The organism is Wenxinia marina DSM 24838, assembly GCF_000379485.1.
Taxonomy (GTDB): Bacteria; Pseudomonadota; Alphaproteobacteria; order Rhodobacterales; family Rhodobacteraceae; genus Wenxinia; species Wenxinia marina.
Genome location: NZ_KB902294.1, coordinates 38,136 through 52,751 on the forward strand (window position 1 = coordinate 38,136; position 14,616 = coordinate 52,751).

Sequence of the window (14,616 nt, forward strand, 5' to 3'; positions counted from 1 at the left end):
TGCCGCATGGGGTCATACCGAAGCGGCATGAGTCTATCAAATTACTGATTTATCAGTCTTTTTTGCGCTTCTCGAAGCGATCCAGCCCGGCTTTCCAGTCACCGGCGGCAAGATTCTGGTCTATTGCGGCAAGCTCTAGTCGTATACCACTCGTTAGATCGGTGGCCGCGCCCAGATCGACGGCCTGCTTGGTCAGGCGAATCGCAAGCTCCGGCGCGGCGGCGATGGCCGCCGCCGTCTCGCGACCGGCGGCGTCGAGATCGGCGGCCGCCACCACACGCGCGACCAGCCCGCGCGTCAGCGCCTCGGCCGCCGGCAAGTCGCGGCCGGTGAACAGCAGTTCCTTGGCCCCGCGAACGCCGATCGCCCGCTGCAGCCGCTGGGTGGCGCCGACGGTGCCCCACTTCGGCTCGGGAAAGCGGAACACCGTGCCCTCGGCGGCGACGATGAAGTCGGCAGCCATCGCGATTTCGCCCCCCGACCCGACGACTGCCCCGTGAACCAGCGCGATGACCGGCTTGCCGCAGCGTTCGATCGCCTCGTAGGCCGCGAAGGCGGCAAGGCGCCGCTGCCGGACCCAGGCGGCATCGCGGTCCTTGCGCTCCGACAGGTCCGCCCCGGCGCAGAAGACCGGGCCGGCACCCGAAATCAGAACCACCCGAACGTCGGGATCCGTGTCGAGCGCCATGATCGCGGCCGGCAGCGCCACGCAGGTTGCCAGATCGACCGCGTTGCGCTTGTGCGGGCGATTGAGGACGATCCGTGCCACCGGCCCGTCCTGCGTCACGGCAATGGGTTCGTCAGTGGTCATTCCGCCTCCCTGTATCCGCGCATCGCGATGTTGGCCTGCAGACCCGCCTCCATCGCGGCGTCGAAGTCGGCCTCCGCGACTTCATGGAACAGCCGCTTGGTCGCCTGCATCGCGACCAGCTTGGGCCGCGCGCAGGTTTCGGCCAGCGCGATCGCCGCGTCGAGCGCACTGCCTTCAGGGACCACGCGGTTGACGAGACCCGCAGCCAGCATCTCGGTCGCCGACAACATCCGCCCCGTCGCCACCAGTTCGAAGGCGAGCTTGCGGCCCATCTGACGGACAAGGTTCGTCATGACCAGCGCCGGCACCAGATCGTGCCGCAGTTCGGGGTAGCCGAACCGGGTCCCTTCGGCGGCGACGGCCATGTCGCACCCGATGGCGAGGCCTGCGCCACCGCCGACCGCAGCACCATGGATCGCCGACACGATGGGCTGCGGCACCTCGCGCAACAGACGGTGCAGCCGCGCGGTGAGCGCCGCCCGGTCCGCCACGAGATCGCCCTGCCCCGGCACGAGGTCCGCGAATTCGGCGGTATCGGCCCCGGCACAGAAGCCCCGGCCGGCCCCGGCCAACACGAGCGCGCGCACGTCCGGATTGCCGGCGGCGTCGTCCAGCGCCTCGCACAGCGCCCGGGTCAGGGGCGTGTCGAGCGCGTTCAGCTTGTGCGGACGGTTCAGCGTCAGGATGCGAACCGGCCCGCGCGTCTCGACTATCAGGACATCAGGCATCGGCCGCCTCCCTGCTTCGCCGGGACAGGCCCCAGCCCGACCGCGCGACCATGCTGCGCAGCGGCCGCCCCAAGGCGGCTTCGCAGGCGCGCGACGCCGCCTCGACCGCGTCGAGGTCGAGCCCGGTCGCGGTGCCTTCTTCCTCCAGCAGGTTGACCAGATCCTCGGTCGCGACGTTGCCGGTGAAGCCCTCGCCATAGACGATGCCGGCGGGATGCCCGCCGGTGCCGCCCATCGCGCTGTCGAGGTGGGTGCAGCCCGCCTCGAGCGCCGCCATGCAGTTGGCGAGCCCGGTGCCGCGGGTGTCGTGGAAATGCCCGACCGGGATCACGTCCGGCGCCGCCGCCCGGACGCGCGCGATCAGCGACGCGACCGACCGGGGCGTCGCCGTTCCGATGGTGTCGCCAAGGGTCACGAGGTCGGCGCCGAGGTCGGCGAAGCGGGCGGCATCCTCGGCCACGCGTCCGGGGTCGACGGCACCTTCGAACGAGCAGCCCCAGGCCATCGAGATCACGCCGACCAGGCGCACCTGCCCGCGTGCCGCCGCGGCCATCGCCTCGACCCGGTGCCATTGGTCTGCGCGGGTGGTGCGCAGATTGCGTGCGGTATGCGCCTCGGTCGCCGAGACCAGCAGGCTCAGTTCGTCCGCGCCATGTCCTGCCAGCAGATCTGTCAGCGCCCTGTCCACCGCGCGCTGGTTCGGGCAGGTGGCCTTGTACGCGACACCGGGTGGACGGGCAATTCCGCGCAGCACCTCCGAGGCGTCGGCGAAGGCCGGCACGTGGCCCGGATGGCTGTAGCTCGTCGCCTCGATCCGGGCGAACCCGGCGCGGGAAAAGCTGTCGATCAGCGCGACCTTGGTGGCGGTCGGGACATGGGCGGGCTCGTGCTGCAACCCGTCGCGGGCGAGGCATTCGCAGATCACCACATCGCGGGCGGTCATGGCGCAGGCTCCATCAGCGCCGCGAGCGCGGCGACGTCCGACATCCGGTCGAGCCGGCCCAGCGCGGCGAACAGGCGTTCGGCCCCCGCGGCACCGAGCCGCCCCGTCACGCAGCCCCGGAACTTGTCGCTGCGGTCGGCCTCGGTCATCGGCGCCTCGGGCGATCCCGGAGTGTGATCGACACGCACCTCGAACCGGCCGCGGACGGTGTCGATGGCGACGTCGGTCCAGCCCACCACGCCGGAGAAGGAGCCTTCGCCCGGCATCGGCACCCGCCGCACCCGGGTCATCAGGGCCTGCACCTCGGGCCGCCGGACGGCCGCATCTTCGAAACTTGCCAGCGTCACGCGCCCGTCGACGAGCGCCGCCGCGGCGCAGTATTCGATGCTGAACTTGGCCGACAGCCCGTCATTGGGCGCCCGATGGATCAGCGCCTTGTCGGCATCGGGCAGGAAGCCCACCGCGACGCCCCGCACGTCGTCCGCCGCGATGCCGTGGCGGGCGACAAGGTCGAAGATCCCGGCGAGCGCCCTGTGGTTGCCGTAGCAACAGGGCCAGCGCTTGACGTAGATTCCGGGCACGAAGATCTCCCACGGATCCCCCGGCACTGGCATTGGAGCGGGAGGCCCGTCGCCATAGGCGGCGAGGTAGCCCCGCGGTCCGTCGAAGATGTCCTCGGCCGCGGTCATGCCGGCGGCGGCCAGGTCGGCTGCGACGATTGCCGCACGGGCGGCGTGGCCGGCCTGAAACGGCTTGGCCATGGAGCCGAAGTTGCGCACCATGCCACCCGACTGGGCCGCGGCCAGACCGAAGGCCTGTGCCGTCGTGCGGGCGTCCAGTCCCTGCAGGCGGCAGGCCATCGCGGTGGCCGAGAAGACGCCAAGCGTCGCGGTCGGGTGCCAGCCCTTGCCGTAGTGCCCATGCCCGAGCGCGCGCGACAGCTTCCCCGCCACCTCGAGCGCCGCGACGAAGGCGGCGAGGAAGGTGGTTCCATCCACAGGCCGGCCCCGCCGCGACAGCGCCGCCGCCACCGCGAGACCCGTCGCGCAAAGCGGCACCGACGGGTGGCCGCACAGGCTCGGCAGGCTGTCGTCGAAGTCGAGCGCGTGCCCCGCAACGGCGTTGGCGAAGGCCGCGTCGGCCGGCGAGGTCGCCGCGCCCCGGCCCCAGAGCGGTGCGAGACCGGCCGCGCCGGGTGCTAGCGCGGCCGTGGCGGCGATGCGCGACGGCGGCTCGTCCAGTCCCGCGAGCGCGACGCCCAGCGTGTCGACGACGGCCGCCCGCGCCGCCGCGATCGCGGCCGCGGGGATCGCGGCAACCGGTGTGCCCGCGACGAATTCGGCCAAGGTCCGAGTGGCCGCCCCGTCCGGCACTGCGCCCGTGGAAGTGGCGGCATCGGGTCCTTCGGGTATTTCCATCGTCTGGTATACCATCTAGTCTATCCTCCAGTCCGTAGGATGTCGGGAGAGGGTGCCCGCGCCGGACACGGGCAGGAGGGTCGCGGCGTGGAGGTCCGGCAGCTTCGCTACTTCACCAGCGTCGCCCGCGAGGGCAGCTTCGGCCGCGCCGCCGCCCGGCTCAACGTGGCCCAGCCCGCGCTCAGCCGGCAGATCAAGAAGCTGGAAGAGGAACTCGGCGTCGAGTTGTTCGTGCGGCATGCGCACGGCATCACCCTGACGGCCGCCGCCCGCAGCCTCGCGCCCCGGGCGGAACACATCCTGGACGAGATCGACGGCTTTCGCCATGCGCTGCAACAGCCCGTGGCCGACGAGCGACGCTGCCTGCGGATCGGCGTCTCGCCCGGCACGGCAGAACTCCTCGCCTATCCGCTGTCGCAACTGGTCCAGCGGCGGCATCCGCACCTGACCTGCGAATTCGTGTCGATGCTGATGCCCGCGCGGGCCGACCTGCTTCTCGATGGGCAGATGGCCCTGTCCGTGATGAACCGTCCGCGGTCGCTGAACGGGCTGAGGATCCTGCCGCTGCTGCGCGAGCCCGTATGCCTGATCCACCGGCCCGACGACACCCGGTTCGACCCCGCCGCGATCGACATCGATACCCTGGCGGGGGTAGCGCTGATCCTTGGGGGGGACCGCAGTTCCGGCATCCGCTCGATCGTCGAGGAGGCGTTCTCCTCGCTCGGGCTGCGGCTGTCGGTGGCGGCCGTCGCCAATACCGCCGGCACCTGCAAGGCACTGGTCCGCGAAGGCGTCGGCCCCACGATCCATGTTGCGGCGATGGCGCGGGCCGAACTGGAGCGGGGCGAATTGTGCGCCGTGCCGATCCGCGGTCTGTATTCGGTCCGCGTCATCGCCATTTCCGAAGAGGCTGAGATGACACCGGACCTGTGCCTGATGATCGACACAGTGCGTGACTGCTTTGCGGATCTCGTGCGCTCGGGCCGCTGGCTCAAGGGCGAGATGATCGGCGTTCCGGCCGCGGCAGAGACCTGAACGCCCAGCCTGGGTGTGGGCGGTGTTCCGCATCTCAGACCGGCATCTTGCGGCCGCGCGGCGAGCGGACCCGGGTCGAGATCGGGAAGTCCCAGACCGCGGCGCGGTCCGCCGCCGAATAGCGCCCCAGCGCCGCGGCCACGCCGCCTGCACCGGGTGCCTCGCCGAGCAGGCCGTGGCCGCGGGCGATGCGGGCGAAATCCGGTCGGCCGAAGGTGGCGAGCCGGTCGGACAGACCGATGTTGCGCAGCTTGTGAATCTCGGCCCCATAGCCGCCGTCGTTCAGCGCGACGACGATCAGCCGTATCCCCTGACGCTCGATCGCCTCCAGTTCCTGAAGGTGCATCATCAGGCCGCCGTCGCCGTCGATCAGCACGACGTTGCCCGTGCCTCGCGCGGCCGCCACGCCGATCGCCATCGGAAGGCTCGACCCGATCGCGCCGAATTCGCGCAGGATATGGTGCCGTTCGGGCGGACGCCCGCGCATGTGCGACGGAAAGTAGGAGGAGTGGCCGGTGCCCGCGACGATGTCCCAGTCCTTCGGGATCGCCGCGTCGAGTTCCGCGACCACGGCCCGCGGATCGAGAAGCCCGTCCTCGATCTCGACCGCCTCGTCGGGACGCGGCGCGGCGATCCGCTGCAGCATCGAATCGCTGCGCCAGCCCAGCGCCGGGGCGGTCGCCGCGGTCAGAGCCTCGACCCCCAGCCGGGCATCGGCCCGCAGGAACGCCGCGGCCACCTGACGGCCATGCCTCAGGCCTGTCGGCGTGATGTCGATCTGCGCCACCTCGGCCTGCGGATAGAGCGTGCCGCCGTCGGTGGTGTACTGCGTCAGGCTGGCCCCGATGGCGAGCACGTGGCTCGCTTCGGCAAAGCAGCCGCGCGCGAGGTCGTTGGAGAATCCGCCCGCGACGCCGATGGCGAAGGGATCGTCGTCGAAGGCCCCCCGCGCCGGCAAGGTGGTCGACAGCAGCGCGCCGCACCGCTCCGCAAGCGTCCGGATCGCACCGCGCGCCTCCAGCGCGCCGCGCCCGACCAGAAGGACGGGCCGCGGAGCCCCGGCTAGCCAGCGGGCCAGCGCGTCCACCTCGTCGGGGTGCGGGGCGAGCGGCGCGAGCCGGGGGATCAGGTCGGTCGAGGGGACATAGGCCCGGTCGCGGGGCTGCGGCACCTTCATCAGATCGTAGGGCACGTTCAGGACAACGGGGACACGCTCCAGCCGGGCGGTGTGGAAAGCCTCCTGCACCCCGTCGGTCAGGAGCCGGCCCGACCGGACCGCGACGACGCGGGCGCCCGTGGCACGGGCGAGGCCGATCTGGTCCACCGTCTGATTGTACCAGCGCATCCCCGCCGGCGCATCCGCCGCCAGCACGACGAGGGGCACCCGCGCCTGCGCCGCCTGCGTCAGTGCCGTCAGGATCTGGGTGAAGCCGGGACCGCAGGTGACCGAGGCGACGCCGACCTTGCCGGTCGCGAAGTGGTAGCCGACCGCGGCCATCACCGCGCAGTGTTCGTGCCGGGCATCGACGGTCCGCACGCCGGGCCGGTCGTCCAGCGCCGTCGCCCAGAGCATCTGTCCGTGCCCCATCAACTGGAAATGGTGATCCGTCCCTTCGGCGACGAAGGCATCTGCCATCGCCTCCCAGCCGGGCTGGTCGGTCTGCACGGCCGCGCGGTCCTGGATCGTCATGCACCTTCCCCCCTTGGTTCGCCGTCATGGCGTTCGAGCTGCCCCTCCATCCGGCGGCGGCCGAGATGGGCGGCGACGGTCGCGAGGGCCAGCAGCACCATCGCGACGACGAGCGGCAGCCGCAGCCCTGCCGCGGTAGCGGCAAAGCCCATCACGAGCGCCCCGATCGCAGGCCCTCCCTTGATGATCATCGCGTAGACGCTCAGCACCCGGCCGCGCATCCGGTCCTCGACGTTCAGCTGGATCAGGGTCTGGGTGGAGATCGCCGAGGTGACGAGAAAGAACCCGGTGACGACCATTAGCGGCAGCGCGACGATCATCCCCGGCGCCATCGCGAAGACGATCAGCGAGGCGACGAGACCGTAGCAGCACAGGATCATGATCCAGACCAGCCCGGAGGCGCTGGGGCGCCCGGCCAGCCAGATGCCGCCCCCGACCGCCCCGATGCCGATCGCCGAGGTCAGCGCTGCGAGGTCGGTCGCCGTGCCGCCGAAGATCCGGCCCGCCCAGCCCGGCAACAGTTCCACCACGGGCCGGGCGAGAAGGCAGGTCGCGGTCAGAAGGCCCAGCACGACGGCCAGCCCCGGGGTGCGTGCCGCATAGCGCACGCCGGCCGCCGCCTCGGTGAACACGCCCTGTGCCGGCGGCCGTGGTGGCGGCGGCCGAAGCTCGCGGACCACCGCCAGCGCCGCGAACAACGCCAGAAACGACAGCGCATTGACGGTGAAGGCCCAGCCGACGCCGACGGTCGCGATGATGAGACCGGCCACCGCCGGGCCGACGAACCGCGCGAGGTTGAACGTCACCGACTTGATCGCGACGGCAGAGGTCAGCCGGTCGCGCTCGACCAGTTCCGACACCAGCGCCAGACGAAAGGGCTGCACGAAGGCGTCGACGAGGCCCAGCGCCAGCGTCATCCCGACGAGGACCCAGATCCCGGCAAGTCCGGCAAAATACAGCACCGCGAGAACCCCCGCGATCACCGCACCGAGCGCCTGCGCGAGCCGCATGATCCGGAGCCGGCTCCAGCGGTCGGCGGCGACGCCGGCGAAGGGCGCGATGACGACGGCCGGGAACAGGTCGGCGAAGGCGATCACGCCCAGCCATGCCGGCGACCCCGTCAACTGCCAGACCAGCCAGCCGGCAGCAACGCGCTGGGTCCAGGTGCCGATGAGGGAAATCGCGTTGCCGAGGATGTAGATGCCGAAGTTCGGCTCCAGCAGTGTGTCCAGCACCTTGCGGAAGTGGAGCCTTACGGACATCGGGACGATTCCTGCTGGAGCGGGGCCTCTCGGGCGCCGTGGGTGCTTTGGAAACTGTATACCGAAAATGTGGGCGCGCAAGATCGGTCGGGTCTTCCCGCCTGCGCTTCACCCGCAGCACCTTTTTATGAACGGTTTTTTTAATGAAGCGCCGTTGCCTGATGAGACGGGATAGGTATACCATTGGCGGGAAACAGGACCAGACCGCAGCCGGGAGGACAACGATGACGATCCGCAGCGCGGCCTGCATCGTCGGCGCCTTCGAGCATCCGACCCGGCACGCGCCGGACAAGAGCCACGCCCAGTTGCACGCCGAGGTCGCCGCCGGCGCCATCGCCGACGCGGGTCTGAGCCGCGACGACATCGACGGTTACTTCTGTTCCGGAGACGCCCCCGGCGGCCTGCAGTCGATGCTGAACTACCTGAACCTCACGGTCCGGCATGTGGACTCCACGGACATCGGCGGCGTGTCTCCGATCGTACAGGTCGCGCATGCGGCCGCGGCCATCGCGCTCGGCCGCTGCAACATCGCGCTGATCACGCTGGCAGGCCGGCCGCGGGCCGACCGGGTGAAGACCGGGACCGAGCCGCGAATCCGGCATGCCGCGGCGCCGGATGTGCAGTGGGAGTATCCCTACGCGGTCCCGACAGCCGCCAGTTATGCGCTGGCCGCGCGGCGCCACATGCACGAGTTTGGGACGACGTCGGAACAGCTCGCCTGGATCAAGGTCGCGGCCTCGCATCACGCCCAGCACAATCCGAATGCGGTGCTGCGGGACGTGGTGACGGTCGAGGATGTGGTGACCTCGCCTCTGGTCGCGGATCCGCTGCACCGGCTGGACTGCTGCGTCATCAGCGACGGCGGCGGGGCGGTCGTCGTCGCCCGGCCCGAGATCGCGCGGTCGCTGGCGCGCCCCGTGGTGCAGGTGCGGGGCGCGGGGGAGTCGACCGGACACCAGCACGGCGGTCTGATCGATCTGACCCGGACGGCCGCAGTGCGGAGCGGCCCCGCCGCCTTTGCCGAGGCCGGGGTGACGCCGGCCGACATCCGCTACATCTCGCTCTACGACAGCTTCACCATCACGGTGTTGCTGCAGCTTGAAGACCTCGGGTTCTGCGCCAAGGGCAAGGGCGGAGCCTTCGTCTCGGACGGGGCACTGATTTCGGGCGTCGGCCGGCTGCCGTTCAACACCGACGGTGGCGGGCTGTGCAACAATCATCCCGCCAATCGCGGCGGCATCACCAAGATCATCGAGGCCGTGCGGCAGCTGCGCGGCGAGGCGCATCCCGCGGTACAGGTCCCGGACTGCACCCTGGCGCTGGTCCACGGGACCGGTGGACAGCTGGCGACCCGCCACGGCGCCGGCACTCTCATCCTGGAGCGGGCGGCATGACGGCAGAGCGCGCGATCCCCCCGGTCCGCCCCGACCCCGAGAGCCTGCCGTTCTGGGAGGCTGCGCGCGAGGGGCGGTTCCTGCTGCGCCGCTGCAGCGCCTGCGGCCAGGCGCACTGGTTCCCGCGGACCCTCTGCCCCTTCTGCTGGAGCGGCGACACCGCCTGGGAAGAGGCCAGCGGCCTCGGCACCGTCTATTCCTGGACGGTGCTGCGCGCCGGAGCGGTGCCCAACATCGTGGCCTACGTCGAGTTGCGGGAAGGGCCGCGGATGCTGACCGATCTGGTGGAGGTCGAACCCGACGCGGTGGCCATCGGCCAGCTTGTCGAGGTGGTATTCCGCCCCACATCTGACCCCGACGGACCGCCGGTACCGATGTTCCGCCCGCGTTGAGGCCGGCACGGTGGCGGACCGGCATCGGTCTGGTATGCTGGCCAGGACGCGAGCCGCAGGAGAGACAAGGATGACCGGCCGGAATGCCATGCGCAAGCCAAGCGACGGCCCGCCGCTCGCGGAGCGCGCCTACGACGTCGTGCGCGAGGCCATCGAGTCGGGCAAGCTCGCGCCCGGGGACCGGATCTCGGAATATCGCGTCGCCGAATGGCTGGGCATCAGCCGCACCCCCGCGCGCGAGGGGCTGCGGCGACTCGAGGCCGAGGGGCTGCTGTCGGCGCATGGCGGCAACGGGCTGGTCGTGGTCTCGGTCGACGAGGACGCGCTGCGCGAGCTGTTCCTGACCCGCGAGGTTCTGGAAAGCGCGCTGGCGGCGCAGGCGGCGCTGAACGGGTCAGGCCCCGACCTTGCCGCGATCACCCGCCACGCCCGGGCCGAGGCGGCGCTCTTCGGCGACTGCGACCTGATGTACGCGCACAACAAGGTGTTCCACGAGCTGATCCGCCGCGCCGCGCACAACCGCTATCTGGCGAAGATGAGCGCGACGACGATGGACATGGTCACTGCCGACCGGCGCGGCTCGACCCTTCTGGTGCCCGAACGGCAGACCGAGGTCATCGCCGAACACGCCACTCTGGCCGAGGCGATCGCCGCGCGGCGCGCCGACGCGGCCGCGGCTGCCGCCGCACAGCACGTGCGCAACGCCTATGCCGCCCGACTGCGGATGGATTTGCCGGCACCGGGAAGTCCCGGCCGGATCTACCCCGGCCGCAAGGCGGCGGCGGGCTGACGCGCGCGGCGGCGCCATGCACGGGTCACCCTGTGCAGCTTTGGAGCGGACGTTCGGCGCCCGGGCGTTCATGCAGCCCCGCCTGAGGTTGGGACTTGTTCTCGCCAGGAAACCTCAACGCAGCAGGCTTGTCCCGCGTCTTCGTGACGTAGCTCTCCAGCGCCTCGCCGTCCTGGTCGACTGCCCGCCAGAGATAGTGCGTCTTGCCGTTGATCTTCACGAAGACCTCGTCGAGGTGCCACCTCCAGCGGCTGCTGCGCATCGCACCGACCCTGCGCCTGCGGATCTCGGCGGCGAACATCGGGCCGAACCGGTTCCACCAGTAGCGCACCGTCTCATGGCTGACCTCGATGCCCCGCTCGTGCAGCAGGTCCTCGACGTTCCGGAGCGAGAGCGGGTAGCGGATATAGAGCATCACCGCCAGGCGGATGATCTCTGGTGATGTCTTGAAGTATCGGAATGGGCTGCGCTGGGTCATGCGGCGAGGCTAGGCGCGCCCCCTGCCCCGCTCAAGATGGTTGCTCTGACAGAGCTGTCGCCGGATGTTGCGCTGGCCCATCCGCAGTCCGGCGTTGGATACGGCGGGAGCGGCCGTGATCACGATCTACCGAAATTGCGGCTTTTGCGGGCGGCGTAGCGCGCGTCCCTGGCAGCTTTTCGCTCCGCCTCGGTTGCTTCGGGCGTCACGGCTTTCGCTTGCTCCCGTTCGGCTTCGAGCGCCTTTTCACGCTTTTCGCGCTCGCCTTGCTTTTTGGCTTCTTCGGCGGCCGCCCGCTTGCTGGCGGCCTTTGCGTCCCGTTCCTCCCTACGGGCAGCTCGCGCCGCCAGGTCGGCATCATCAGGCTTCGGGGCCGCTTTCATCTTCTCGAGTGCCTTTTTCTTTGCACGAGCAGCCGCAGCCGCTCGGTCCTGAAAGCTGGGTTCCTTGAATCCCGTCATGTTATCTTCCTTTCCTGGTGTCCTGCTACTCGTGGTCCTTGGCAAACGCGGTCGCAACCAGCGGCTACGGCTCGTCCCGAAATGCCGCGGCGATTGAGCGGTTCAACAAATCTGGTCAGCTTCTGGTCTATCGGGTATGGCAGACATGTTCATGCACCCGATCGGTCGCTGGATGCCAGATCCGTCGGTGGTAGAGATTTCTTCCCTTGCGTAAAAAGCGGGCATTCACCCGCCCGAAGCCGTGCTCCGGTCACAGCGGCTACCGAAAGATCAAGGCGATCTGTTCCTCGCTCAGCAGCTTCCACTGACCGGGAACCATGCCATCAGGCAGCGCCAGACCGCCCACACGTTCGCGATGCAGTTTCTCGACCTGATTGCCGGTGGCAGCAAACATGCGGCGCACCTGATGGTATCGGCCCTCAGTCACAGTAAGCAGGGCTTCAGTTTCCGAGACCACTTCGAGTTCCGCAGGAGCCAGCGGCTTGTCCTCGCCCTCCAGCATCAATTGGCCTGAGGCAAAAAGGCCTCCTTCGGTGCCATCGAGCGGGCGGGCCAGCTTGGCACGATAGATCTTCTTGATGTGGCGCTTGGGGCTGATGACACGGTGCAGCAGGCCGCCATCATCGGTCAGCAACAGAAGACCCGACGTCTGCTTGTCCAGCCGACCGATGGTCGAGACCGCCGGATCACGCCGTTTCCAGCGCTCGGGCAGGACGTCATAGACCAATGCACCGTCTTCCTTGTGCGAACACGACATGCCCAAGGGCTTGTTCAAAAGGATGACCATGCCCGCGAGGGGATCGAGCGCCTCGCCGTCGATCTCCACTCGTGCCGGCAAATCTGGGGTGATAGGAATGCGCTTACTAACGTTCAGGGGATCGGCCGCATCCAGGGTTATACCGCCACGCTTGGCCATTCGCGCAATTTCCTTGCGCGAACCATAGCCCATGGAGGACGGGAGCTTGTCGACGCGGGAGGTCGGGATTTTAGCCATCCATCGGTTCCAAGGAGAGGTTGCTGATAAAGCAGCGCGCCTTCAGGTCAACGCCCGCCCCCATGTTGATCAGGATATCGGCCCGCCGCTGGCGCTGCAGATTGCGCAGGAACACCTGCAGATAAGCAATCCAGATGACAACCATGGAGCCGCTGAACAACGTCTGCAGCGCGCTCCCGTGCCTTCCCAGCCATTCCATTAAGTGGGTGAGCCCCCAAGTGATCCTGCCCCGAGAAAGTGGACGGGGTCAGGCCGCCATGCGCTCCATGTCGGCTGGTGAACGGTAGCCTATTGCGGAATGCAGGCGCCGTGAATTGTAGAAGCCCTCGATGTAGGCGAACAGATCCCGACGCGCCTCGTCGCGGGTGGCGTAGACACGGTGGTGCACCCGCTCGACCTTGAGGGTGTGGAAGAAGCTCTCCATGGGCGCGTTATCTAGGCAATTCCCCTTGCGACTCATCGAGGGCGTTATCTGCGCGGCGACAAGGGCTTGGCGATACTCGTCGGCGGCGTATTGGATGCCACGATCCGAATGCTGGATCAGACCGGGAGCCGGCCGCTGGCGTTTCACGGCCATGTCGAGCGCCTCGAGAGCGATCGAGGCATGCAGGGTCTCGCGCATGCTCCAGCCGACGACCTTGCGCGTGTGCATGTCGATCAGCGCGGCAAGGAAAAGCCAGCCTTCGCCGGTCCGGATGTAGGTCAGATCGGCCAGCCAGACCTGGTTCGGCGCGGTCGCCACGAAATTCCTGCGCAGCCTGTTCGGCGCGATCGGGTAATCATGGCGGCTGTCCGTTGTGCGGACGCGGCGTGGGATCGCGGCCAGCCCTCGTAGACCGGCCGCCCGCATGAGCCGCGCGATACGGTGGCGACCGACGCCACGACCTGCGGCGCGTAGAACGGCGTGAACGCGCGGCGCACCATAGCATCCCCCGCTTTCTGCGTGGGCCCGGCGGATATCGCCCAGGAGGGCCCGGTTCTCGACGCTGTTTGCTCTCGGGGCGACTCCGCCAGGCATAGTAGCCGCTGGCCGATACGCCGAGCACGGCGCAGATCCTGCGAACGGGCCAGAGATGGCGATGCTCATCAACAAACCCGAAGTTCATCGGGAGCCCTTTCCGAAGATGAGCGCGGCTTTTTTTAGGATATCACGCTCCATCTCGGCCCTCTGGAGTTCGCGCTTCAGGCGAGCATTCTCGGCTGCCAAATCCGCTGGAGACGGGCCCTGCGCCTGCGTGATGGGGCGCCGCGCCGGTCCCGTCTCCAGCGGGTCGAACCGGCTTATCCATCGCCGCAAGACCGTCTCGTGGAGACCGAGCTCGTCGGCCACCTGAATGATCGTCAGGCCGCTGGTGCGGGCCCCATCAACTGCCTCGCGTTTGAAGGCGTCGGGAAAATGACGCCGCATCTTGTTCTCCATCGAACACTCCTCTCCTGGCTCAGAAGCCTATCAGGGGTGTCCACTCAAGCGGGGCAGGATCATGCGCGGCGTCGCCCTCGGCCGCAAGTCATGGCTCTTCGCCGGCTCCGAACGCGGCGGCGACCGCGCCGCCTTCATGTATTCCCTGATCGTCACCGCAAAGCTGAACGACATCGATCCCCAGGCATGGCTGGCCGATGTCCTCGGCCGGCTGCCCGACATGACCGCTTCGCAGGTGCCGAACCTGCTCCCGTGGAACTGGCAGCTCTCGGACCATCGCGAAGCCGCCTGACGGCGGCCTATGCCGGATGATTACGCTTCAACGGCCGCTTCAGGGACGAGCTGCTCAACGAGGCGCTGTTCTCGAGCCTGCGGGACGCCCGCGAACAGATCCGGGCCTGGCAGGACGACTACAACCACCACCGCCCACATTCCGGCCTCGGGAACATCCCGCCGGCCGAGTTTGCAGAGAAGATCAGGCTGGAAATGCGTGCGGCATAGCCCCAGAAATCATGCTCTGCCCCCTGAGAACTGGACAGCGCGAAGCTGGAGTTTTCGGCTACGCTTCCCTGGCTGGGACAGGAGCGGAATCGGATGAAGGCATCGAGGTTCACGGAGGCGCAGAAGGCGTTCGTGCTGAAGCAGGGTGAGGAAGGGACGCCGGTCGCGGAGATCTGCCGCAAGGCGGGGATCAGCCAGGCGACCTACTTCAACTGGAAGAAGCGATACGGCGGCCTGCTGCCCGACGAGATGCGGCGGCTGAAGGCGCTGGAAGACGAGAACGCGCGGCTGAAGAAGAT

General features: G+C 68.9%; 14 protein-coding genes and 4 pseudogenes. 7 read left to right on the forward strand and 11 right to left on the reverse strand.

Features of this window, described 5'->3' with window-relative positions; translation table 11 throughout:
• Window positions 1–52: 52 nt before the first annotated feature.
• From A37W_RS0112245 to A37W_RS21730, 4 genes are read right to left on the reverse strand one after another with little or no spacing between them, the layout of a single operon-like run.
• The gene (locus tag A37W_RS0112245) at window positions 53–811 is read right to left on the reverse strand and encodes an enoyl-CoA hydratase/isomerase family protein (protein ID WP_018303330.1); all 759 of its coding nucleotides are present in this window, start codon (window positions 809–811) and stop codon (window positions 53–55) included.
• Window positions 808–1,539: an enoyl-CoA hydratase/isomerase family protein gene (locus A37W_RS0112250; protein WP_018303331.1), complete on the reverse strand. Its 732-nt coding sequence runs from the start codon at window positions 1,537–1,539 to the stop codon at window positions 808–810. Before A37W_RS0112250 ends, A37W_RS0112245 begins: the two co-directional genes overlap by 4 nt.
• The gene (locus A37W_RS0112255) at window positions 1,532–2,482 is read right to left on the reverse strand and encodes a hydroxymethylglutaryl-CoA lyase (protein ID WP_018303332.1); all 951 of its coding nucleotides are present in this window, start codon (window positions 2,480–2,482) and stop codon (window positions 1,532–1,534) included. The genes A37W_RS0112250 and A37W_RS0112255 overlap by 8 nt, the downstream gene beginning before the upstream one ends.
• Window positions 2,479–3,828, reverse strand: a complete 1,350-nt coding sequence (locus A37W_RS21730; RefSeq protein WP_018303333.1) for an MmgE/PrpD family protein — start codon at window positions 3,826–3,828, stop codon at window positions 2,479–2,481. Before A37W_RS21730 ends, A37W_RS0112255 begins: the two co-directional genes overlap by 4 nt.
• A 159-nt stretch (window positions 3,829–3,987) precedes the next feature.
• On the opposite strand from A37W_RS21730, the gene A37W_RS21735 reads away from it, so the two are divergent.
• On the forward strand, window positions 3,988–4,935 hold the full coding sequence (locus tag A37W_RS21735) for a LysR family transcriptional regulator (protein WP_018303334.1): 948 nt from the start codon (window positions 3,988–3,990) through the stop codon (window positions 4,933–4,935).
• 34 nt (window positions 4,936–4,969) lie between these two features.
• On the opposite strand, the gene A37W_RS0112270 is transcribed toward A37W_RS21735, so the two are convergent.
• Together A37W_RS0112270 and A37W_RS21740 are read right to left on the reverse strand one after the other, a co-directional pair.
• Window positions 4,970–6,625, reverse strand: a complete 1,656-nt coding sequence (locus A37W_RS0112270) for a thiamine pyrophosphate-binding protein (protein WP_018303335.1) — start codon at window positions 6,623–6,625, stop codon at window positions 4,970–4,972.
• Entirely contained in the window at window positions 6,622–7,887 is a 1,266-nt protein-coding gene (locus tag A37W_RS21740) for an MFS transporter (protein WP_018303336.1), read from the reverse strand. Before A37W_RS21740 ends, A37W_RS0112270 begins: the two co-directional genes overlap by 4 nt.
• 224 nt (window positions 7,888–8,111) lie before the next feature.
• Here A37W_RS21740 and A37W_RS0112280 point away from each other — a divergent pair, with 224 nt between their 5' ends.
• The 3 genes from A37W_RS0112280 (at window position 8,112) to A37W_RS21745 (ending at window position 10,463) form a co-directional block, all read left to right on the forward strand.
• Window positions 8,112–9,281 (forward strand): thiolase family protein, encoded by a 1,170-nt coding sequence (locus tag A37W_RS0112280; RefSeq protein ID WP_018303337.1) that lies wholly within the window; start codon window positions 8,112–8,114, stop codon window positions 9,279–9,281.
• On the forward strand, window positions 9,278–9,673 hold the full coding sequence (locus A37W_RS0112285; protein WP_018303338.1) for a Zn-ribbon domain-containing OB-fold protein: 396 nt from the start codon (window positions 9,278–9,280) through the stop codon (window positions 9,671–9,673). The genes A37W_RS0112280 and A37W_RS0112285 overlap by 4 nt, the downstream gene beginning before the upstream one ends.
• A 70-nt stretch (window positions 9,674–9,743) precedes the next feature.
• Window positions 9,744–10,463: a GntR family transcriptional regulator gene (locus tag A37W_RS21745; RefSeq protein ID WP_018303339.1), complete on the forward strand. Its 720-nt coding sequence runs from the start codon at window positions 9,744–9,746 to the stop codon at window positions 10,461–10,463.
• Between the two features lie 109 nt (window positions 10,464–10,572).
• Here the strand turns inward: A37W_RS21745 and A37W_RS21750 are convergent.
• The 5 genes and pseudogenes from A37W_RS21750 to A37W_RS21755 all read right to left on the reverse strand — a co-directional run.
• A pseudogene (locus A37W_RS21750) lies at window positions 10,573–10,941 on the reverse strand (IS6 family transposase); the annotation flags it as partial.
• 119 nt (window positions 10,942–11,060) lie between these two features.
• On the reverse strand, window positions 11,061–11,402 hold the full coding sequence (locus A37W_RS23270) for a DUF6481 family protein (protein ID WP_081617113.1): 342 nt from the start codon (window positions 11,400–11,402) through the stop codon (window positions 11,061–11,063).
• Between the two features lie 259 nt (window positions 11,403–11,661).
• Window positions 11,662–12,396, reverse strand: a complete 735-nt coding sequence (locus A37W_RS0112300; RefSeq protein ID WP_026198465.1) for a pseudouridine synthase — start codon at window positions 12,394–12,396, stop codon at window positions 11,662–11,664.
• Entirely contained in the window at window positions 12,389–12,595 is a 207-nt protein-coding gene (locus A37W_RS0112305; RefSeq protein ID WP_018303342.1) for a hypothetical protein, read from the reverse strand. Before A37W_RS0112305 ends, A37W_RS0112300 begins: the two co-directional genes overlap by 8 nt.
• 48 nt (window positions 12,596–12,643) lie before the next feature.
• Window positions 12,644–13,816: pseudogene (locus A37W_RS21755) on the reverse strand (IS3 family transposase).
• 55 nt (window positions 13,817–13,871) lie between these two features.
• Here A37W_RS21755 and A37W_RS21760 point away from each other — a divergent pair.
• The 3 genes and pseudogenes from A37W_RS21760 to A37W_RS0112325 form a co-directional block, all read left to right on the forward strand.
• Window positions 13,872–14,108, forward strand: a pseudogene (locus A37W_RS21760) (transposase domain-containing protein); the annotation flags it as partial.
• Window positions 14,109–14,134: 26 nt separating this feature from the next.
• Window positions 14,135–14,293: pseudogene (locus tag A37W_RS23275) on the forward strand (integrase core domain-containing protein); the annotation flags it as partial.
• 117 nt (window positions 14,294–14,410) lie between these two features.
• Window positions 14,411–14,616 (forward strand): transposase (locus A37W_RS0112325; RefSeq protein WP_018303345.1); only part of this gene is annotated, 206 nt, incomplete at its 3' end.

Excerpts from the sequence above, each read along its gene's own strand:
- A37W_RS0112285 (WP_018303338.1), top strand. The coding sequence starts at position 9,278 with ATGACGGCAGAGCGCGCGATCCCCCCGGTCCGCCCCGACCCCGAGAGC.
- A37W_RS21745 (WP_018303339.1), top strand. The coding sequence starts at position 9,744 with ATGACCGGCCGGAATGCCATGCGCAAGCCAAGCGACGGCCCGCCGCTC.
- A37W_RS23270 (WP_081617113.1), bottom strand. The coding sequence starts at position 11,402 with ATGACGGGATTCAAGGAACCCAGCTTTCAGGACCGAGCGGCTGCGGCT.
- A37W_RS0112255 (WP_018303332.1), bottom strand. The coding sequence starts at position 2,482 with ATGACCGCCCGCGATGTGGTGATCTGCGAATGCCTCGCCCGCGACGGG.
- A37W_RS0112250 (WP_018303331.1), bottom strand. The coding sequence starts at position 1,539 with ATGCCTGATGTCCTGATAGTCGAGACGCGCGGGCCGGTTCGCATCCTG.
- A37W_RS0112300 (WP_026198465.1), bottom strand. The coding sequence starts at position 12,396 with ATGGCTAAAATCCCGACCTCCCGCGTCGACAAGCTCCCGTCCTCCATG.
- A37W_RS0112280 (WP_018303337.1), top strand. The coding sequence starts at position 8,112 with ATGACGATCCGCAGCGCGGCCTGCATCGTCGGCGCCTTCGAGCATCCG.
- A37W_RS21740 (WP_018303336.1), bottom strand. The coding sequence starts at position 7,887 with ATGTCCGTAAGGCTCCACTTCCGCAAGGTGCTGGACACACTGCTGGAG.
- A37W_RS0112245 (WP_018303330.1), bottom strand. The coding sequence starts at position 811 with ATGACCACTGACGAACCCATTGCCGTGACGCAGGACGGGCCGGTGGCA.
- A37W_RS0112305 (WP_018303342.1), bottom strand. The coding sequence starts at position 12,595 with ATGGAATGGCTGGGAAGGCACGGGAGCGCGCTGCAGACGTTGTTCAGC.
- A37W_RS0112270 (WP_018303335.1), bottom strand. The coding sequence starts at position 6,625 with ATGACGATCCAGGACCGCGCGGCCGTGCAGACCGACCAGCCCGGCTGG.